Annotated in this window: 19 protein-coding genes; 7 read left to right on the forward strand and 12 right to left on the reverse strand. The window is 73.0% G+C overall.

Going from position 1 to position 19,741, the window contains the following annotated elements:
• Positions 1 to 2 precede the first annotated feature (2 nt).
• From ACZ4M8_RS21035 to ACZ4M8_RS21080, 10 genes are all read right to left on the reverse strand, one after another.
• A complete protein-coding gene (locus ACZ4M8_RS21035; protein ID WP_467609514.1) occupies positions 3 to 1,274 on the reverse strand; it encodes an MFS transporter in 1,272 nt (423 codons plus the stop codon).
• Complete coding sequence (locus tag ACZ4M8_RS21040) at positions 1,271 to 2,356, reverse strand: LLM class flavin-dependent oxidoreductase (protein ID WP_467609516.1); 1,086 nt, start codon at positions 2,354 to 2,356, stop codon at positions 1,271 to 1,273. The genes ACZ4M8_RS21035 and ACZ4M8_RS21040 overlap by 4 nt, the downstream gene beginning before the upstream one ends.
• Positions 2,353 to 3,615: an ATP-grasp domain-containing protein gene (locus tag ACZ4M8_RS21045; protein ID WP_467609518.1), complete on the reverse strand. Its 1,263-nt coding sequence runs from the start codon at positions 3,613 to 3,615 to the stop codon at positions 2,353 to 2,355. The genes ACZ4M8_RS21040 and ACZ4M8_RS21045 overlap by 4 nt, the downstream gene beginning before the upstream one ends.
• Positions 3,612 to 4,961 carry an ATP-grasp domain-containing protein gene (locus tag ACZ4M8_RS21050; RefSeq protein WP_467609520.1) on the reverse strand — a complete coding sequence of 450 codons (1,350 nt, stop codon included), beginning with the start codon at positions 4,959 to 4,961 and terminating at the stop codon, positions 3,612 to 3,614. The genes ACZ4M8_RS21045 and ACZ4M8_RS21050 overlap by 4 nt, the downstream gene beginning before the upstream one ends.
• A 33-nt stretch (positions 4,962 to 4,994) precedes the next feature.
• Entirely contained in the window at positions 4,995 to 6,329 is a 1,335-nt protein-coding gene (locus tag ACZ4M8_RS21055; protein WP_467609522.1) for an ATP-grasp domain-containing protein, read from the reverse strand.
• 100 nt (positions 6,330 to 6,429) lie between these two features.
• Positions 6,430 to 7,188, reverse strand: a complete 759-nt coding sequence (locus ACZ4M8_RS21060; protein WP_467609524.1) for a hypothetical protein — start codon at positions 7,186 to 7,188, stop codon at positions 6,430 to 6,432.
• Between the two features lie 152 nt (positions 7,189 to 7,340).
• Entirely contained in the window at positions 7,341 to 7,634 is a 294-nt protein-coding gene (locus tag ACZ4M8_RS21065; RefSeq protein ID WP_467609526.1) for a 2Fe-2S iron-sulfur cluster-binding protein, read from the reverse strand.
• Positions 7,635 to 7,638: 4 nt separating this feature from the next.
• Positions 7,639 to 8,709 carry an NAD(P)/FAD-dependent oxidoreductase gene (locus tag ACZ4M8_RS21070; protein ID WP_467609528.1) on the reverse strand — a complete coding sequence of 357 codons (1,071 nt, stop codon included), beginning with the start codon at positions 8,707 to 8,709 and terminating at the stop codon, positions 7,639 to 7,641.
• A complete protein-coding gene (locus ACZ4M8_RS21075) occupies positions 8,706 to 9,689 on the reverse strand; it encodes a 2-dehydropantoate 2-reductase (RefSeq protein ID WP_467609530.1) in 984 nt (327 codons plus the stop codon). The genes ACZ4M8_RS21070 and ACZ4M8_RS21075 overlap by 4 nt, the downstream gene beginning before the upstream one ends.
• Before the next feature lie 220 nt (positions 9,690 to 9,909).
• Positions 9,910 to 10,056 (reverse strand): hypothetical protein, encoded by a 147-nt coding sequence (locus ACZ4M8_RS21080; protein WP_467609532.1) that lies wholly within the window; start codon positions 10,054 to 10,056, stop codon positions 9,910 to 9,912.
• A 160-nt stretch (positions 10,057 to 10,216) separates the two neighbouring features.
• Here ACZ4M8_RS21080 and ACZ4M8_RS21085 point away from each other — a divergent pair, with 160 nt between their 5' ends.
• The 6 genes from ACZ4M8_RS21085 (at position 10,217) to recQ (ending at position 16,599) form a co-directional block, all read left to right on the forward strand.
• Complete coding sequence (locus ACZ4M8_RS21085; RefSeq protein WP_467609534.1) at positions 10,217 to 11,269, forward strand: response regulator transcription factor; 1,053 nt, start codon at positions 10,217 to 10,219, stop codon at positions 11,267 to 11,269.
• 119 nt (positions 11,270 to 11,388) lie between these two features.
• Entirely contained in the window at positions 11,389 to 11,724 is a 336-nt protein-coding gene (locus ACZ4M8_RS21090) for a deoxyxylulose-5-phosphate synthase (RefSeq protein ID WP_467609536.1), read from the forward strand.
• A gap of 164 nt (positions 11,725 to 11,888) precedes the next feature.
• Positions 11,889 to 12,410 carry a SigE family RNA polymerase sigma factor gene (locus tag ACZ4M8_RS21095; protein ID WP_467609538.1) on the forward strand — a complete coding sequence of 174 codons (522 nt, stop codon included), beginning with the start codon at positions 11,889 to 11,891 and terminating at the stop codon, positions 12,408 to 12,410.
• Positions 12,400 to 13,125 (forward strand): hypothetical protein, encoded by a 726-nt coding sequence (locus tag ACZ4M8_RS21100; RefSeq protein ID WP_467609540.1) that lies wholly within the window; start codon positions 12,400 to 12,402, stop codon positions 13,123 to 13,125. The genes ACZ4M8_RS21095 and ACZ4M8_RS21100 overlap by 11 nt, the downstream gene beginning before the upstream one ends.
• 509 nt (positions 13,126 to 13,634) lie before the next feature.
• Positions 13,635 to 14,288: a L,D-transpeptidase family protein gene (locus ACZ4M8_RS21105; RefSeq protein WP_467609542.1), complete on the forward strand. Its 654-nt coding sequence runs from the start codon at positions 13,635 to 13,637 to the stop codon at positions 14,286 to 14,288.
• Positions 14,289 to 14,559: 271 nt separating this feature from the next.
• Entirely contained in the window at positions 14,560 to 16,599 is a 2,040-nt protein-coding gene (gene recQ / locus ACZ4M8_RS21110; protein ID WP_467609998.1) for a DNA helicase RecQ, read from the forward strand.
• A gap of 116 nt (positions 16,600 to 16,715) precedes the next feature.
• On the opposite strand, the gene ACZ4M8_RS21115 is transcribed toward recQ, so the two are convergent.
• Positions 16,716 to 18,032: a sensor histidine kinase gene (locus tag ACZ4M8_RS21115; RefSeq protein ID WP_467609544.1), complete on the reverse strand. Its 1,317-nt coding sequence runs from the start codon at positions 18,030 to 18,032 to the stop codon at positions 16,716 to 16,718.
• A 163-nt stretch (positions 18,033 to 18,195) separates the two neighbouring features.
• Positions 18,196 to 18,876: a hypothetical protein gene (locus ACZ4M8_RS21120; protein ID WP_467609546.1), complete on the reverse strand. Its 681-nt coding sequence runs from the start codon at positions 18,874 to 18,876 to the stop codon at positions 18,196 to 18,198.
• A gap of 381 nt (positions 18,877 to 19,257) precedes the next feature.
• On the opposite strand from ACZ4M8_RS21120, the gene ACZ4M8_RS21125 reads away from it, so the two are divergent.
• A complete protein-coding gene (locus ACZ4M8_RS21125) occupies positions 19,258 to 19,575 on the forward strand; it encodes a hypothetical protein (RefSeq protein WP_467609548.1) in 318 nt (105 codons plus the stop codon).
• Positions 19,576 to 19,741: the final 166 nt, after the last annotated feature.

A 19,741-nucleotide genomic window follows, 5' to 3' on the forward strand; every position in this document is an offset into this window, starting at 1 on the left:
GCTCATGCCTCCGCCGGGGTGGAGGGCGTGGTCAGGGGGGCGTCCGGCTCCGGCGGCGTCCGCAGCGCCGCGCGGAAGCTGCGCAGGGTCACCGGCAGGGCGAGGGCGCCGACGGCGGCGAGCAGCACCGTGAGCCCGGCGACCAGGGCTTGCGGGCCCACCGACGCGCCCAGGGTGCTGACGAGCAGCCCGGCGACCGGGTAGGGGGTGAGGCCCACGAGGAAGAAAGGGCCCATGACCTTGCCCAGGTGTTCGCCGGGGATGACCTTCACGCGTTGGGTGCGGTTGAAGACGTTGAAGTAGGCCACCCCGCCCATCGCGACGACGAACCCGGTGGCGTAGAGCGCGAAGGTCGGGGCGAAGGAGAGCAGCAGCAGCGCGGCGCACTGGACGATGTAGCCGACCACGCCGAGGAACGGCACGCCGAACCGCCGTACCAGCAGCGGGGTGAGCGCGAGGTTGGCCAGACCGACGACGCCGACGAGGGTGTTGAGCAGGGCGAAGGACGACTCGGGGGCGCGCAGTTCGCCGGTGACGACGGCGGCGTTGGCGCTGAGCATCGTCGCGAAGGCCAGGTTGATGGCGAAGTTCAGGCCGGCCAGCAGCAGGACGGGGCGGTTGGTCACCAGCAGCCGCCGGCCGAGCCGCAGATCGGCGAGGATCACCCGGACGCTGCCGGGGCCGTCGCCCGAACCGGCCGGCCGCGGCAGTCCGAGCCAGCAGGCGGCGCCGGCGGCGAACAGGGTGGCGGCGATCCCCAGCAGCCAGACCTTGCCGAGCGCGGCCGCGGCGAGCACGGCGAGGCCCGGTCCGAGGGCCTGGGCCAGCAGCTCCATGTTCTGGAAGAGGGCCTGGGTGCGCGGCAGGTCGTCCCCCTGGGCGAGCTGCGGTACGACCTTCTCCACGGACATCCGGACGGCGGGCATGACCGACGCCAGCAGCGCTCCGTTGGCCATCAGCACCCCGACGGTCCAGGAGGGGACGGCCAGGCACAGCACGAGGGTCAGCACCAGGACCGCGGCGCGGGCGGAGTTGGCGCGGGTGAACAGCCGGGTGCCGCCGTCGCGGTCGGCCAGCAGCCCGGCGAACGGGTACATCACCAGCGCGGGCAGCCACTCCAGTGCGAAGGAGGCGCCCAGTGTGGTGACCTTCCCGGTCTCCTGGTAGATGAGCAACGGGACGGCGAAGAGGACGAGTTGTTCCGCCAGCAGTCCGGCCAGCACTCCGGTGCCGAACAGGAAGCGGCGTACGCGCTCGGGGCGGCTCCGCTTCACCGCGCCCCTCCGGCCGCCACGGCGTGCCGGTCCGCGGCCTCCCGTTCGCGGACCAGCGGCAGCACGCCGGTGAAGAAGTGCCGCATCTCGTCCCGCGCGGGCCAGCCGGAGAAGATGAACTGGGCCACCCCGGCGGCCTTGTACTCCATGAGGTAGCCGGCGACCTCGGTGTAGCTGCCCACCAGGCACAGGGCGGGGCCGCCGCGGTAGGCGACGGCGCCGGAGTACAGCAGCGGGGAGAGCCAGCCGCCGTCCGCCTCCTCGGCGAGCCGGAAGGAGTTGCGTACCGCCTCGGAGTCGGCGGCGGCCACGAAGCGGGCGACGAAATCGCGGTGGGTCGCGTCGGTCTCGCTCATCACCTCCGCCAGGTCGGCCAGCGCCTCGTCGCGGGTGGGCCGGGCCAGTATCTGCATGCGCAGGCCGACCTCGCGGTCGCGTGCCAGGAACGGCCCCGTCACCTCGGCGATCTTCTCGGGGACGTCGCCGTAGCGGAACCAGCAGTCCCCGTGCTCCAGCGCCAGCCGCTGGGCGGGCTCGGAGGCGCCGCTGACGTAGATCTCCGGGCGCCGTCCGGCGTAGGGGGCGAGTCCCAATTGGGCGTCGCGCAGGCGGTAGTGGGCGCCCTGGTACGTCATCGGGGTCTCGCCCCGCCAGAAGCGGTGCAGGACGTCCAGGAACTCCGTGGCGCGCGCGTACCGGTCGTCGTGGGCGAGGAAGTCGCCGTAGTACGCCTGCTCCACGGGGGAGATACCGGCGACCAGGTTCAGCGCGATACGGCCCTCGGACATCCAGGAGAGGGTGTTGACGAGCTGGGTGAACAGGGTCGGGGACAGCAGACCGGGGCGGTACGCCAGGATGAACTTCACGCGGTGGGTCTCGCGCGCCATCGCGCCGAGCAGCGGCACCGGGTCGGGCAGTGTGTAGCTCTGCGCCATCAGCAGGGATTCGGCGCCCAGCGCGTCCGCCTCGCGGGCGAAGTCCAGGGCGCCGTCGAGGTCGAGGACGTCCGAGCGGTACTTCTCGGTGGATTTCTGCTGGCCGCTGTCCAGCGCCGATCCCCAGTGGAACCGCAACGCGCTCATGTCTGTGCTCCTTCGTGCGGGTGCGCCGCGGCGTGCAGGCGCAGTGAACCGAACAGGCGGGTCAGCCAGTCCCTGGTCCCGTCCGGTGAGGCGGCGCCGATGGTCCCGGTGAGGACGGTCTCGTGCGCGCCGTAGGTGATGTGGTCGGGCAGCGGCGTCCCTTCGGGGAGTTCGTGCCAGGTCAGCGCCTCGGCGCGGAATCCGTCCGTGCCGTCGAGGCGTTCCAGGACACCGGCGCCGAGGTGGTGTCCCGGGTGGACGAACCAGCCGTACCAGGCGCGGTCGGCGGGCGGTCCGGGCAGCCGGGCGGCCACGTCCTCGCCGAGCAGGACGCGCAGCTCCCAGGACGGCAGGTGGATGCCGGTGCGCCGTTCGAAGGTGTCGGCGACGTCGGCGCCGCCGACCCGGTTGCCGACCTCCAGGAACACCAGCTCGCCCGCGCCGTCCCGGATGGCCTCCAGGTGGAAGCTGCCGTCGCGGATGCCGACGGCGGCCAGGGCGCGGTCCGCCCAGCGTTCGGCGTCGTCCGTGAGCGGGATCTGGAAGGAGCCCAGCGGCCGGCCCTGGGCGTAGCCGAGGCAGGTGCCCAGGTACTCGCTGCCGGTCAGGGCGAGCACCCGGCCGCCTTGCACCAGCCCGTCGAAGTGCAGCACCGGCCCGTCGACGAACTCCTCCACCTGGTACGAGGCGACCGCCTCACCGTTGTCGGCCGGGGTGTCCAGGTCGGCGGCGGAGGAGCGCCGGGCGGTCACGGCTTCGTACGCCTCGCGCGGGGTGGTGAAGACGACGACGTTCTCGCTGGAGGCGCCGCGGTGCGGCTTCAGTACCGTCCGGCCCTGCCACGGGGCGGCGCCGCCGCGCTTGAGCAGGTCGGCGAGGGGCAGGAAGCGCGGGACGCGCAGCCCGGCCCGTTCGACGGCGCTCTTCATCAGCACTTTGTCGCGGGCGAGCAGGACCCGCTCCACCCGGGCGCCGGGCACGCCGAGGCGTTCCCGCAGCCGGGCCGCGTCCAGCAGTTCGTACTCGGACATGGAGATGATCCGGTCGAAGCGCCCGTGCTGTCCGCCGAGCCAGGCCACGGCCTCGTCGTAGGTGGATCCTTCGCCGGGGCGGACGGCGCGGGTGGCGCGCAGGCCGGCGGGGAGGGTGGCGAGGGCGGTGGCGGTGCCGAGGTAGGTGACGTCGTGGTGGTCGTGGTCGATGCCCCGGTGATATTCGATCTTGGGGTAGGGGATGCGGTGGAGTATCAGGATCCTCATCGGCAAACCTCCAGCAAGGTGCTACGGCGGTCGGTGTCCGGTGCGTCGCAGGCGGCGTCCAGCGCGGCCGGCCACAGCTCGCGCAGGGTGTGCACGACGTCCCGGATGTCGGCGTGCGCGGAGTGCAGCAGCACACAGCACCGGGCGGCGAAGTCGGCGTTGTCGCGGGGGACGGCGTGCAGCTCGCGGCGCTCGCGCGCCAGCCAGCCGAACTCGGCGGCGGTCAGTTCGTCGGCGGCGAGACCGTGGCGGGCGCGGGTGGCGGCGAGGGCGTCGTCGAAGGGGGCCGCGCCGGGGCGGACGTCGGACGGGGCGAAACCGCGGTCGGCGGCGACGCCGAGCATCACGGTGGCGGCGGAGCGGTCCGCGGCCGGCAGGTCGCCGCCCGCCGGGAGGCCGAAGGCCGCGTCGACCCACTTCTCGTACAGGTCGACGCCGTGCACCCAGGACGCCAGCGACCAGATCCGCATTCCGGCGGGGCGGCGGTTGGGCTCGACGACGGCGGCGTGGGTGTCGTCGTCGCTGAGCTTGATCTCGTTGTGGAAGGGGCCGTCGCACTGGCCGACGAGCCAGTTCGCGAGCCGTCCGGCGCGGCGCAGCGTGGCGTGTCCGGCGGGGCTCACCCGGGCGGGCAGCACCTGCGCCACCTCCACCGGGTACCGCCCGGCCGCGCTGATCTTCTCGGTGACGAAGGACAGGCTGCCCAGGCCGTCGTAGGAGAACTCACGCCGGTAAGGGATGAGTTGCTCGCACAGCACCCCGTCGCGGACGTACGGGCGGACCTCGGCGAACGCCGCGTCGAGGTCGTCGCCGGGGCGGACGAGGACGACGCCGCGGTTGTTGCCCTCCTTGGCCGGTTTGACGACGAAGCCGCCGGGGTGACGCCGGGCGAATTCCCGCAGGTCGGCGACGGTTTCGACGCGGGTGTAGTCGGGCACCAGGACCCGCTGGGCGCTCAGCAGGGCGCCGCCGGCGTGCTCCGCCTCGCGGTAGGCGAGCTTGCAGAACGCGGCTTCGGCCGGCTCCGGCGCGTCCACTCGCAGGCCCAGCCGGCGCAGCAGTTCGGCGCCGCTGCGCACCGCGTTGTCGGAGAAGACGATGCCCGCCGCGAACTCCGCGCGGCGCGGCCCCAGCAGCTTCTCGCCCCGCTCGGCGAAGTCCGCGTCGAGCGGGTCGAGGTCGATCACCTCGTCGCTGATGCGGGTGTCCTGCTCACCGGGCCGGGCGCGGACCAGGGTGGTCAGCGCGCCGTGCCGCTCGCGGGCGTAGCGGCGCATGTGCCGTACGTCGTCGACGCGGCTCAGGTTGTAGTCGACGATCAGGAATCTGGGCGGTGCGGTGGGCATGAGGGTCGCCTCCTGGGATGGGTGGTCCGGCGGTCAGCGCGGCAGGGGGCCGTAGCGCACGTCGACGGCGTGGGCGGAGGCCCGTTCCAGCTCCGGCAGGAGGCGGTCGCGCCCGGCGAGCGGGAAGCGCCACAGCAGCTGTCCGAGGAACACCTCGCGGGAGCGGGGTTCGACGGTGTCGCCCTCGCCGAGGAGGATCTGTGCGAGCACGGGCGCGAGCGGCAGGTCGTCCGCGACGCCGAGGTGCTCGATGCGGCCGGGCTCGGCGAAGAAGACGCGGAAGAAGGTGGCGTGCGGCGTCGGCGCGGTGCCGTCGGGGCGGTAGGACAGGCGGCGCAGCCGGTCCCGGTCGACGGGCTCCAGCAGCAGGTCGAGCCAGAGGTCGAGCAGTCCGGCCTCGCCGTTCAGTTCGCGCACGCTGGGCGAGATGAGGCTGCCGCCGACGCGCGGGTTGATCTCGATCAGGTCCCATCGGTCGCCGTCGAACCGGGCCTCGACGTGGAAGCAGCCCCAGCGCAGGTCCAGGTGGGCCAGGAGGCCGGTGACCCAGGCCAGACCGGCGGCGGTCTCCTCCGGGCCGGCGGAGACGGGCGGGCTGGTGCAGGCGTTCTCCAGCACGGCGCCGCCGGTCTCGGTGACCTCGCACTTCTCGTGGACGGCGACGACGAACGCCTCACCGTCGGCGACGAGCACCTCGAAGCTGAACTCGCGCCCCGGCAGGTAGTCCTCGACCAGGAAGGCGATCCCGTCGTCGCCGAAGGCGGAGGCGTAGACGCTGTCGTCCCGGGACTCCTCGGCGATCCGCCGGATCTCCGCCCAGGTGGTGGCGGCGGACAGCGGGAAGGTCCCGTAGGAGGCGATCCCGCTGACGGGCTTGACGAAGAACTTCCCCGGGCGCCGCTGGTGGGCGGCGAGCGACTCCTCGGTGAGCGCCTCGGCGCGCACCCGGCTGAGCCCGGCCGCCGTCAGCGTCTGCCGCAGGGTCAGCTTGTCGCGCAGCGCCAGGACCTGGTCCGGAGCGAGGTCGGCCACCCCGAGCAGGGCGTTGGCGTGCGCCATCAGATGGCGGTAGCCCTCCCACACGGTGACGCAGGCCCTGACGCGTGCGCCGCGCCCGCGCAGCTTTGTCAGGTACGACTCGACGTCGGCGCGGGTGAGCACCGGGTCGTCGGTGCACCGGACACGGGTGGCCTTCGCCTCCAGGTCGGCCCGCCGGGTGGGCAGGTGCTCGGGCTCGGGCCGTGAACTGAGGACGTAGGACGCCAGTCCACGGGCGTCCAGCGCGGCGATCAGGTCCTCCATGAAGGAGAAGCCGACGTGGCTGAGCAGCAGAACGCCCTCGCCGTGTGCCGTGTCCGGGTGGCTCACCTTGCGGTCCCTTCGGTGGGTACGGGGTGCGGGGTGCTCCCGCCTCCACTCCCCCGGGAGCACGGGGAAGGGGGAGGGGAGGCGGGAGCGTCTGGTGCGGTCAGGCCGCGGTGGTGGCCTTCGCCTCGGCGCCGAGGGTGTTGGCGTACAGCTCCTCGAAGTACTGGGCGAGCAGCCGCTGGTGCTCCTGGAGGTAGCGCTTGAGCGCCTCGATGTCCTGCTCGTCGCGGATCAGGTGGCGCAGCGCCGCCCACACCTCGCCGGGGTGGTCGTCGTTGATGTCGGTGTGCGAGTGGCTGATCTGGCCGCCGATGTTCTTCTCGCCGACGGAAGTCTTGAGCGCGACGAGCTTGCGAGGCTCCAGCTTCACGTTCACGTACTCGACCAGGTACGAGTAGGCGACCACGCCGAGCGGGCCCTCGTGGTCCAGCAGGTACGAGAAGTAGCCGGTGAGCAGCTTGGTCGACAGGTACGGCTCGACCGAGAGGAACTCCTCGCGGCTGACGCCGACCTTGGCGAGGTCGTCGATGAACAGCTCGTCGTGGAGCATCTCCTCCTGCTCGTAGTTGGCCCACACCTGGGCCGCCTCCGGGCTCCGCTTGGCGATCTCGGTGAGCGCCTTGGACTCGGCCACCCGCAGCAGGCGGATACGCCAGGCGGTCTCGATCAGATTCCGCTTGTAGTACTCGGAGTTGACGTCCTTGCCTTCCAGGTGGGCGGCGGCGGGGACGGTCTCGTACCACTCCTCGACCTGCCGGTCGAGGAGGACATCGATCTCGGCGCGCAGCTTCGCGGAGGCGGACGCGCTCAGGAACGGCCGGCGGTTGTCGTAGCCGACGTTGATGACTCGGTTGGACATGGGTCTCCCTCTGATGGGCCCGTTCGGGCGGGTTTCTTCCGGGAATGGAGATGGTTCGGGGCGCGCACGGGCGACGCCGCGGGCCGTCGGGCCACGGCGGCAGGTCCCGCCGGTGCGGTGCGCGCGGTGAAAGGAAGGCGGAGAGGGGCGCGTCAGTCGGCGAGGCGGATGGTCGCCGGACCGTGGAGCCGGCACTGGCACGCCAGGCGGTAGGAGCCCTCGGACCTGCCGAGGTCCTCCAGGAAGTCCCGTTCGTCGTCGTCGCTCCCGCCCAGCGCGTCGGCGCCTTCGAGGACCTCGACGACGCAGGCGCCGCACGCTCCGGAGCGGCAGCCGAAGGGGATGACGCGCTCGGGCGTCTCGTACTCGATGTCGGTGAGGCGGGAGCCCGCGGGCAGCATGATCTCCAGCCCGTCGGGGAGTACGGTCAGCTTCTTCAACTCCACGGCGTCAGACACCTTTCCGCGCGGTGCGGTCAGGGGGCGGGGCGTCGGAGGAGTGCTCGGGGGCCAGCCGGCTGCCGGGGCGCAGCGCCACGGCGGCGTGGTTGACCGCGGTGGCCGCCTCGGCGAAGCCGACGGAGATCAGCGGGACCCGGCCGGGCCGGACACAGCCGTCCCCGGCCGCGTACACCTCCGGCAGGTCGGTGCCTTGGGTGGCGGGGTCCACCAGGAACGCCCGGTGCTCCAGCCGCGCTCCCCAGTCGGCGAGCGGGCCGAGGTGGGCGGTGAAGCCCAGTGCGGCGACCAGGGTCTGTGCCGGGACCTGCGCCGATTCCCCGCCGTGGGTGATCGTCACGCCTTCGAGCCGTCCCTCGCCGTGGCAGGCCGTGACCTGGGCGTCGGTGAGGACCCGTACGGGCGCGTCGTGGAGCTGTTTCACGCTGTGCTCGTGGGCGCGGAAGGCGGCGCGCCGGTGCACCAGAGTGGTGCTGCGGGCGAGCGGGGCGAGGGCCAGGGCCCAGTCCACGGCGGAGTCGCCGCCGCCGACGATGACGACGTCCCGTCCGGCGTGGTCCGCGGGGCGCGGTACGTGGTGGGCGGCGCCCCGGCCCAGGTACGGCAGTGCGCAGGTCAGGGGGCGGGGCGTGAAGCGGCCCAGGCCCACGGCGAGCACGACGGCCCCGGCGTGCACGGTGTGGCCGCGGTCGGTGCCGACGCTCCAGCCGCCCCCGGCGCGCCGGGTGAGCGTCGTCGCCGCGTGGCCGAGCAGATACCGCGGGGTGAAGACGGCGGCCTGCGCGACGAGGTTGTCGATCAGTTCGCGTCCCTTGACCGCCGGGTGCCCGGCGACGTCGTAGAGCGCCTTCTCCGGGTAGAGCGCGGCCACCTGGCCGCCCGGCTCGTCGAGGGCGTCGATGACGGCGCAGGTCAGGCCGCGGAATCCGGCGTAGTAGGCGGCGTGGAGGCCGGCCGGGCCCGCGCCGATGACGGCGATGTCGACGGTGACGGCCGGATCGGGCGTGCCGGGTGTGTGGGTGGGGCCGGCCGTCTCCGCGGCGGTTCCGGAGGCTCCGGTCATCGCCCGCCGCCCCCGGTTCTGCCGTCCTCGCCGTCCTCGTCGCCGTCCTGCGTACGCGCCGTCCGGGCGCGCTCCTCGCGCAGGTTCAGCACCTCGTACAGCGTGTCGTGCACGGGGGTCGGCGTACCGAGGCGGTCGCCGAGCCGCACCACCGCGCCGGTCCAGGCGTCGAGTTCGGAGGGGAGACCGGCCAGGATGTCCCGCTGGAGCGAGGAGGTGCCCTGGGCGGGCTGCCGGTCGATGAAGGCGAGCGTCGAGTCGACGATGTCGTCGGGCAGTTCGACGTCCGCGGCGTGGGCCAGGCGCGCCACCTCGGCCATGGCGTCGGCCAGCAGCCGGCGGGTTCCGGGGCGGGAGCGCAGCTCACCGAAGCCCGCGTCCGTCACGGCGCCGAGGGAGCCGAACGGGACGACGAACAGGAATTTGGCCCAGAGTTCGGACCAGATCCGGCCGGCGACGATGCCGCGCGCGCCGGCTTCGGTGAGCGCGTCCCGCAGCCGCTGGGCGCGGTCGGTGACCCGGTCGTCCCACTCCCCGAAGGTCAGCGATCCCTCGCCGCCGACGTGCTGGATCACGCCGGGCCCCGCCAGCCGCGCGATGACCTTGGCGACGCCCGGCAGCACCGCTTCCCGGCCGACGGCCTCGGCGACCTGCGCCGGTGCCTCGACACCGTTCTGCAACGTCACCACGCCGGTCTCCGGGCCCACCAGAGGCTTCAACGCCTTGATGGCGGCGGGCAGTTGCCAGGTTTTGACGCACAGGAGCACGAAGTCGCTCACGCCGATCTCCGCGGTGTCGGAGGTCGCCCGTACCCGCTCGACGGCGAGGTCGCCGTCCGGCCCGCGGACGGTGAGCCCGTCCCGGAGCAACGCCTGCAGATGGGCGCCCCGGGCGACGAACCGCACGTCGTGTCCGGCGGCGGCTAAGCGGCCACCGAAGAACCCTCCGATGCCCCCCGCGCCGACTATCGCGATCTTCACGATTCTTTCCTCGCTTTTGACTCAGATTTCGCCTGCTGTTGTACGGAATTCGGGTGGTCCCGCTGCAGGGCTCGCCGTCGAGCGGGGCAGCGCAGCGCAAACCCTCCTGCTCCACAAGCCTGTCGGGTATGGTTCATCCGATTATCCGGTCACCATTGGCCGGGATTTCAAAAAGGGTGACCGAGTGCGGAGAGGGGGGAGAGGACGCAGGGGCGCCGCGTCACCTTTCGACGCTGCCCCAGATGACGTCGTCCGCACCGACATGACTGCTCACGGCGGTATCCGCGGTGACCGTCGTCACCACTCCGTGAATTGCGGCAAGGAAAAAGGTGGCGCTGAACGCGGCGGCGGAACTTCTGGTGCTCACGGTTTTCTCCCCCAGTTTTATCGGGCGAAAGGTTCTCCCTCGCCCGACGGAAATCTTGCCGGAGCGGGGGTGCCGATGACCACTGAAAGCTGATGGTGAAAAGTCACTGACAAGTTCTCGTCACGGCTAATCCACTCAAAGTGGAAGAAAAGTGGGCAAAATGGACCCCAGCACGGGGGTGGGGGCGGACCAGGAGCTGCCGCAACTGCTCGAACTGCACCAGACGCTTTACCGCATCGCCCTGGAGAACGGCGTTCTGCACACCGCGCTCGTGGCGCGGGAACTCGACCGTCCGACCGCCGAGATCACCGAAGCGGTACGCGACCTCGCCGCCCTCCGTCTGCTGCACCCCACGCAGACCGCCGGCGCCGACGCACCGGGCGAGGACCCCGGCGCCTCTCCCACGTACACCGCCAACAGCCCCGACGTCGCCACGGCCCATCTCAACGGCCCCGTGGACGCCCGGATCCGGCAGTTACGGCAACGGTCCGACCAGGTCAACAACCACGTCATGGTTATGCGCGGGGTGTTCGAGGAGGCCCGGCAGAGCCACTACACCCGCACCGGCGTGGAACGGCTGACCGGCATCGACGCGATCCGCAGCGTCCTGGAACGGCTCACGCTGACCGCGAGCGTCGAGATCGCCTCCGCGCACCCCTCGCTCCCCGCCCAGCCGGTGATAGACGAGGGACGGGGCCGCACCACCGAAGCCGCCGAGCGCGGCATCCGGATGCGCACGCTCTACCCCCACTCCGTGCTGTCCCACCCCTACATGCGCCAGCACCTGAGCACGGTGGCCGAGGCGGGCGTGCAGTTCCGCACCGTCGGCCACATCACCGACCGGATCATCCTCTTCGACGCGGACACGGCCGTCGTCGCCGACCCCGACCAGCCCGCGAACCGGGGCGCCCTGGTCATCCGGGACCGCTCGCTCGCCCGCTTCCTCTACCGCTCCTGGGAGAGCATGTGGGAGTCCGGACGCCCGTTCACGGCATCGGACGGCGACCCCTCGGCAGCCCCGAAGGACGATGTCCGCAGGGAGGTGCTGCGCATGCTGGAGTCCGGCATGAAGGACGAGATGGCCGCCCGCCGGCTGTCCATGTCCACCACCACCTACCGCCGCCACGTCTCCGAACTCCTGGTGGAACTGGGCGCCCAGAGCCGCTTCCAGGCGGGCAGCTACGCCCGGCGGGCCGGCTGGCTGGTCGACTGATGGTCCGGCCCGCCCGGCCGGTAACGGTCCGGCCCGTCCCGCGGAGCACGGCGGGTACGTACGGCGGGCGGCGGGTAATTCCGTCGAATCCGGGGGAACGGCCGGTCTACGCTTCCGGTATGCCAGCCGGAAAGACCTCTTATATCTGTCTGCCCTGCCGGGGCTCGTACAAGTTGCCCCACCGGGAGCGCTATGACCCGGAACGGATCTGCCCACGCTGTGCGAAACCGTTGATTCACGCCGGTTCCGCGTTCGCGGCGCCCAAGAAGCGCGATGCCGCCGGCTGGCGGGTGCTCTCCGTACTGCTCAACTCGGGGGTGCGTTTTCACAAGAGTTGCTGCGGCGGCCCCGGTTACCGTCCCCGGACTCTGCGGGAGGTACGGGAGCGGCTGGCGTACGCCCGGAGTTCCGGGGAGCCGTTCGCGCGCGCGTTGGTCCGGCGCGAACTGCCTTGACCTCCGGCACCGGGAACGGCGGGCGCCGTTCCCGGTGCGTTCCCGTTCGGCGCGGACGCGGTGAAAGGAATGCGCCCGGCGGGGCAACCCCGTTCGTCCCCCACCCCGTTCCCCTTGTGTGACAGGTAGGAATTCGACGGGGACGCCATGGCAAGGACGCGAGAGTGACGGGTGCGACGCCGGGGTTCGAGGAGTTCGTGGCCGCTCGCGGGCCGCGGCTGCTGCGGGTCGCGTGGCTGCTGACGGGCGACGCCCATCAGGCGGAGGACCTGCTGCAGACCGTGCTCGCCAAGGTGTGGCCCAAGTGGCGGCGGATCGCGGCCGGCCATCCGGAGGCGTACATCCGCAAGGCACTGGTGAACACGCACGCGTCGTGGTGGCAGCGGCGGTGGCGCGGAGAGGTGCCGTACGAGGACTTGCCGGACCGGCCCGCGGCGTCGGACCCGTACGGCGATGTCGATCTGGAGACGGCGCTGGGGGCTGTGGTGCGGCGGCTCCCGCCGCGGCAGCGGGCCGTCGTCGTGCTGCGCTACTTCGAGGATCTGAGCGTCGAGCAGACCGCCGCGACGCTGGGCTGCCGGCCGGGAACGGTCAAGAGTCAGGCGGCGAAGGCGCTGCGGACGCTCCAGGCGGAGTTGGGGGCGGCCGAGGCACAGCTCCGGACGGGTGCGGGCCGTGAACGGTGACGAGGAACAGCGGTGGCGGGCCCTGCTGGAGCGGGCCGTTCCGGCGTTGCCGGCGCCCGGCGACCGGCTCGGGCAGGTCCGGTGGCGGATCCGGCGGCGACGGCGGCGCAGAGCGGCCGCCGGTGCGGCGGCGCTGGCCGTGGCCGGTGCCGCGACGGTGGCCTCACTCGTCCGGCCGCCCGCCGCGTCCGCCCCACCCGCCGCACCGCGCCCCGCGGCGACGTACGACGACCGGGCCGCGCGCTTTCCCGCACTGTCCGGGCTGACCGTGCGCTTGGCGCCGGGCTGGCAGGCCGGTGACGTGACGGACCCCGCCACCGGCGAGACGTTCGGCGTCGCCGCCACGCGCCCCCTGCCCGACGGGCTGACCTGCGCGAAGAACCGGCCGAAGGACACGCCGTGCGCTCCCCCGGTGGCGCTGGCCCGCGGTGACGCGCTGCTCGTCCTCCGCACGGGGACCGCCCCGGACGCCGCCGGGCCCCGGCTCCAGGAGGCCAAGGCGCCCGGCGCGGTATGCCGGTCGCTCGGGGCGACACGGCAGTGGGACGCCGCCCGCACGCTCACCCGGGGCGACGACCGGCCGCCGGTGACGGTGCGCGCCTCGCTCTGCGCACGCGACGCCCCCACGGGGGCCCGCGGCGCGGCCGAGGACATCCTCGGCTCCGCCCGCCTCGGGGACGGGCCCCCTACGGGCGGGCCGGGCGCCGCGCGCTGACGGCCGGGGCCCGTGGGAGCGGCGGATGCTCCTCACGGGCCCGGTCCGGGCCGGCGATTCCCGGGGCCGGACCGACCCCGTGTTTTCCAGGCCGGGCGGGCGATTGCCGGGGCCGGGCCCAGCCGGCGATCCCGGGCCGGACCGGCGTTTTCCGGGGCGTGCCCGCCCCGAGCCGAGCGACCTCGGCCGCTCCTGGGGGGGGGCTCGCGCGGCCCTGCCCGACGGGCCGGACGCGCCCAGCTCTGGGCTCTGCCCGCCACCCGGCCCGAGCCCCGCCGACTGCCTCCAGCACCACCGGCCCCCTCCGGGCACGGCGCCGTCCGCCGCCCCGCGTCCCGGAGATCGCCCCAGGCCGGGCCCCTACCGGACGCCCGCCCCGTACACGCACCCCAGGGAAAGGACGCCCCGTACGCAAGTGCTCCCGCCGTACCCTCCTGACCGCCGCGGCACTGACAGCCCTCGTGACGACCGGTGGCTGCGGCGCCCCCGCGGGCCCCCGGGCCGCGCCCGTGTCCGTCCCGCAGGACGCGGGCGCGGCCTTCCCCGCACACACCGCGGGCGCCCGCGCCCCGTTGCCGGACCGGCTGCCCGGCCTGGGGCCCCGGACCCTCGCGGACGTTCCGGAGCGCACCCGGCAGGCGCTCGTCGTCACCGGGTCGGGCCGGAATTCGTCCAGGTCGAAGGCGGTGCTGTACGAGCGGACGGACGCCGGGTGGCAGGCCGGTGGGCAGTGGCCGGCGCGCAACGCCCTGCGGGGCTGGACCCGCGATCACCGGATGGGCGACCTCCGCTCCCCCGTCGGTGTCTTCACCCTCAGCGACGCGGGCGGACGGCTGGCCGATCCGGGGAGCCGCCTTCCGTACAGCCGGTCGTCCGCGTTCCAGGTCGGGGGCAGGGGGTTCGCCGGGGAGGAGTTGGCCGGGTCGTTCGACCACGTCATCGCCATCGACTACAACCGCCGGCGGGGCGTCTCCCCTCTCGATCCGGCCAGACCGCTCGGGGAGGAGAGGGGCGGCGGCATCTGGATCCACGTCGACCACGGCGGTCCCACCCACGGCTGTATCGGACTCGCCCGCCCGGATGTACGCAGGCTGCTCCGCCTCCTCGATCCGGCCCGCCACCCGGTCGTCGTCATGGGCGACGCCGCGTCCCTGGCCGCCTGAGCGGCGCGGCTCCGGGGCCGCGCCGCGGCGTTCCGTCCCGGCGGACCGGCCCGGCTTGGTCGGCGGGGTCGACCGGCCGGTCCGGCCGGTCCGGCCGCGCGACGCGGTCGGCGAGGCGTTCAAGGGGCCCGGATGCCTCCGTGAACCGCCCGGCACGAGACCCGTGGCGGGCACGGAGCGGAGTTATCCACAGGCTCGTCGTGGCCGGGCGGATTCCTCGTACGCTTCATGCATGTGTGAGGTCGAGGTGGCAGAAAGCGCAGGCAGCGAGATGACGGGCGGGCCGGATGTGGGCGAGGCGGTGCAGGTCCTGCGCCGGGTGTTCGGTTACGACGCGTTCCGCGGCAGCCAGCAGGAGATCATCGAGCATGTGATCGGCGGCGGGGACGCCGTCGTGCTGATGCCGACGGGCGGCGGCAAGTCACTGTGCTACCAGATCCCGTCGCTGGTGCGGCCGGGCGTCGGCGTCGTGATCTCCCCGCTGATCGCGCTGATGCAGGACCAGGTCGACGCGTTGCGGGCGCTGGGCGTCCGCGCCGGATTCCTCAACTCCACACAGGACGTCGAGGAGCGGCGGCTGGTCGAGGCGGAGTTCCTGGCCGGGGAGCTGGATCTGCTGTATCTCGCGCCCGAGCGGCTGCGCGTCGAGCAGACCCTGAGCCTGCTCGACCGGGGCAAGATCTCCCTCTTCGCGATCGACGAGGCGCACTGCGTCGCCCAGTGGGGCCACGACTTCCGGCCCGACTACCTCGCCCTGTCGATGCTGCACGAGCGGTGGCCCGAGGTCCCCCGCATCGCGCTGACCGCGACGGCCACCGAAGCCACCCACAAGGAGATCACCTCCCGGCTGCGGATGGACCGCGCCCGCCACTTCGTCGCCAGCTTCGACCGGCCCAACATCCAGTACCGCATCGCGCCGAAGAACGAACCCAAGCGCCAGCTGCTGGAACTGCTGCGCACCGAGCACGCCGGGGACGCCGGCATCGTCTACTGCCTCTCCCGCGCCTCGGTGGAGAAGACCGCCCAGTTCCTCACGGACAACGGCGTCGCCGCGGTGCCGTACCACGCCGGGCTCGACGCCCGCACCCGCGCCGCGCACCAGTCACGGTTCCTGCGGGAGGACGGCCTGGTCGTCGTCGCCACCATCGCGTTCGGCATGGGCATCGACAAGCCCGACGTACGGTTCGTCGCCCACCTCGACCTGCCGAAATCCGTGGAGGGCTACTACCAGGAGACGGGCCGTGCCGGGCGCGACGGCCAGCCGTCCACGGCGTGGCTGGCGTACGGGCTCCAGGACGTGGTCCAGCAGCGGAAGATGATCGACGGTTCGGAGGGCGACGACGCGCACCGGCGGCGGCTGTCGGCGCATCTGGACGCGATGCTCGCGCTGTGCGAGACGGTGCAGTGCCGCCGGGTGCGGCTGCTGGCCTACTTCGGCCAGGAGAGCACCGCGTGCGGCAACTGCGACACCTGCCTGGCACCGCCGCAGACCTGGGACGCCACCGTCCCGGCGCAGAAGCTCCTGTCGACGATCGTGCGGCTGAAGCGGGAGCGCGGCCAGAAGTTCGGCGCGGGCCAGATCATCGACATCCTGCTGGGCCGCAAGACCGCGAAGGTCGTCCAGTTCGACCACGACGCGCTGAGCGTCTTCGGCATCGGCACCGATCTGCGGGACGTCGAATGGCGGGGCGTGGTCCGGCAGTTGCTGGCGCAGGGCCTGCTCGCCGTCGAGGGGGACTACGGCACGCTGGTGCTGACCGAGGCGAGCGGCGAGGTGCTGCGCGGCGGACGCGAGGTGCCGATGCGGCGGGAGCCGGAGAAGACGGCGCGCGCGGCGAAGGCGAAGACGTCGAAGGGCAAGCGGGCCCCCGTCGATCTGCCGGAGGCGGCGCTGCCGGTCTTCGAGGCGCTGCGCGCCTGGCGCGGCAGCACGGCGAAGGAGCAGGGCGTCCCGGCGTACGTGATCTTCCACGACGCGACGCTGCGGGAGATCGCCGTCGCCCGCCCCGCCACCACCGCCGAGCTGGGCACCGTCAACGGCGTCGGCGAGAACAAGCTGGCGAAGTACGGCGCCCAGATCCTTGAGGTCCTCGCGGGCGGCGACGGCACGGGCGGTGCGGCGGACGCCGGGCCACCGACCGGCGCCGCGGACCCCGCACGGCCCGCCGCCGCGGCACGCGCGGCCTTTGCCGCCCGGAACGCGAGCACTTTGGGCACCCACGCCCCCGGCCCGGCGCACCCCGCGGACCTGCCCGAGCCTCCGCCGGAGGACTGGGACGCACCGGAGCCGCCGGAGGACATCGACTGGTGACGGCCGGGTGCCGGGGCCGCCGGGTCCCGGCACCGGCGCGCCACGGCGGCCCGGCACCCACCCGGGCCACCCGCCGAAATCGGGAAAGCAGCAGACGAAATCGGGAAAGCAGCAGATCAGGGGGTGTGTTCATGAACGGGGGACGGCGGGGGAAGGCGCAGCACCGTACGGGCACCGCCACCGGGCGCCTGGGAGAAGCGGATATCGATCCCGAGGACCGCTGCCTGACCGACGGCGATGGTCAGCCCCAGACCGTGCCCCCGGCCCCGCCCCGGCGCATCGGTCCGGAACCGCCGCGGTCCGTGGTGCAGCAGATCCTCGGGGTAGCCCGGACCGTGATCGCGTACCTCGATCCGCGGCGCCCCGCCCGGCACCCCGCCGGGGGCCGCGTCAACGGTGACCTGGACGGGCGGACGGCCGTGCCGGTGCGCGTTGAGGACGAGGTTGACGAGAATGCGGTCCAACCGCCGCCGGTCCGTCTCGACGACACCGGAGGAGACGATCCGGACCTCCGTGTCGAGCCCGGTGGCGTGCACACTGCGCTCGACGAGCGTGCCCAGATCGTAGGAGTCCAGGTCGGCGTGTTCGGCGCCCGAGTCGAGACGGGAGATCTCCAGCAGGTCCTCGGTGAGCCGGTGCAGAGCCCGCAACCGGTCGTTGATCATCTCCTTGGGGCGGCCCTCCGGGAGAAGCGCGGCCGAGGCCAGAATGCCCGTCAGCGGTGTGCGCAGCTCATGCGCGACATCGGCGGTGAACCGCTGCTCCGCCTGGAGCCGGCTCTGCAGCGAACCGGCCACCGAATCCAGCGCCGCGGCGACGGCCGCCACCTCGTCACCACGTCCCGCCCCTCCCCCTCCGGGCCCGCCCTCCTCACCGGTGGCGTCGCCCGGTGCCGCACCGACCCGGGCGTCCAGATCACCCGCGGTGATCCGCCGGGCGACCGCCGCGGTCCTGGTCAACCGACGGCTGATCCGGTGCGCGAGGAACAGCCCGGCGAGCGCCACCGCCACCGCCGCCAGCACCGCCGAGCCCAAAATGGCCGTGTCGAACTTCTCCAAGGACCGGCTGGTGTTGCCGTACGGCGACCACACCGCCATGACCTGATCCCCCGCGGGCGCCGCCGCCCACATCACGGGCCGCCCCCGATACGTCCCCACCATGCTGCCCTGCTGACCACTGCGCGCCAACTTCCTCAGTGGCTCCGGGAGTTGCGGCGGATCCAGAACGGAGTTGATGCCCTCGCCCGACGTGCCGTACTCGAAGAGGTCCAAGGCGATGTCGAGGTCGGCACGCGTCTCCTTACGCACCTGACCGACGGTCTGGCGGGCCACCGCGTTGTGCACCAGCACACCGAGCACCGCCGCGACCGCACAACACACCGCGGTCACCGTCAGCGCGATCTTCCACCGCAGGGAGACCGCCGCACGACGCACCGCACGACGCACCAACGCGACAAGCCGCACCGGCACGCCACGCACGCCCCGCACACCCTGTGAGGCGGCACGGCGGAGGGGGGCGGGGTGGGGAGGGGTGGAGGGGGAGGGGGGAGGCCCCCCGGAAGAGCCGCGCCGCCTCATCGCCCGCCTCCGCCCGTACTCATCGCCGCTCTCCGCGGAGGAGCGGCGCGGCGGCGGGCGACCCGGGCGTCCCGGGCGGCACCGGTCCCGGCGTGCCGCTGCGGGAGGGTTGGGGTTTGCGGGCGTCGTCGAGGGTGAGGTCCCAGAGCGTCATCCGGTCCTTCTCCCACAGGTAGTCGGTGACGCTGACGTAGCGCGGATCCTTGGTGGGTTCGCGGACGACGAGGTGCCCGGCGGCCAGTTCGACGCCGGCGAGGACACCGCGCAGCGCCAGCACGCGGGTGACGGTCGAGTGCCGGACGCTGTAGACGCGCAGGTCACTGGTGCGTTCGTTGAGGTCGACGGCCATGATCAGTTCGGGTTTGCCGTCCTCGGTGAGGTCGTGGAGCACCGGGGTGCGTACGGAGCCCGGTGCCGGTGGCCTCTGTCCGCCGTCGGTCAGGTCGGCGTCGAGGACGGCGCTCGGGTCGGCGTCGGCCATACTGCCGCTCGGGATGTGCGGCATGTGCGGTACGGGCTTGAGCGCCACGGGGTTGTCGCTCCGGCTCGGCGGTGCGGGCGAGTGGGTGGCCCACAGCGCGAACGGCGCCTTCACCTCTCTGGCCCGCCCGTCGCTCTCCAGCCCTTCGAAACCGGCGCACCCCGCCACGAGGGTCAGCGGGAGCAGCGCGGCGAGCGACGCCCTGGCCCGTTGCCGCATCGGTCACCGCCTTACCTGATCGGCGGGCACCACCGGGCAGGAGCACGGGCCCCGCCGACTCCGGCATGACCGCATAAGAATCGGTACATACCTCGTAAAAATACCCAAGGTGGCGTGCGGCGGAGAGTCCAGATGGGCCTTCCGTGACGGGACCGTACGCAGAGATCGCGGTGACTGTTACACGACGTACGGTTTCCCGTGAAACAAGCTCCGTAGCGTAGGGACGCGGAATCGGTCCGGGGCCGGGCCCGGCGACGGTCATGTGAACGGTGGAGATCCGTAGCCGGACCGGCCTCGGGCGCTTTCCACCAGAGCGCACGGCCGTGAGCATCGCACCGACCCGACCGTGTCCGCCCGAACCGTCCTGCCGAGGAGTACCCGATGTCCGACCAGCGCCGCTCTGTGATCCGCACCGTTGCCGTCGCATCCGGTGCGCTCATCTCGCTGCTGCTGCCCGCCGGTGCGGCCGTCGCCGCCGATATGACCGGGCCGGTCGCCGGCGACCGTACATCGATCATGCTGCCGGACGACGGTCTCGCCGGGCTGGCGGAGAAGGTGGGCCACCTGCCGACCGCGCTCCTCCTCGCCGGCGTCGGCGCGCTGATGGCGTTCGGCATGGTCGGCCTGGCGGTGCGCCGACGCCGCCAGGATTCCGCCCTGGGCACCACGGCCAACCGCCGCAGCCGCGTGACGGGCTGACGGGCTGACGGGCTGACGGGCTGACGGGCTGACGGGCTGACGGGCTGACGGGCTGACGGGCTGACGGGCTGACGGGCTGACGGGCTGATCACACCGGTCGGCGCGCCGGGCCGCCCGCCCACACCGACCTGCCGACCTGCCGACCTGCCACCCCACTGATCTGACA

The organism is Streptomyces sp. NPDC027185 (assembly GCF_055567035.1).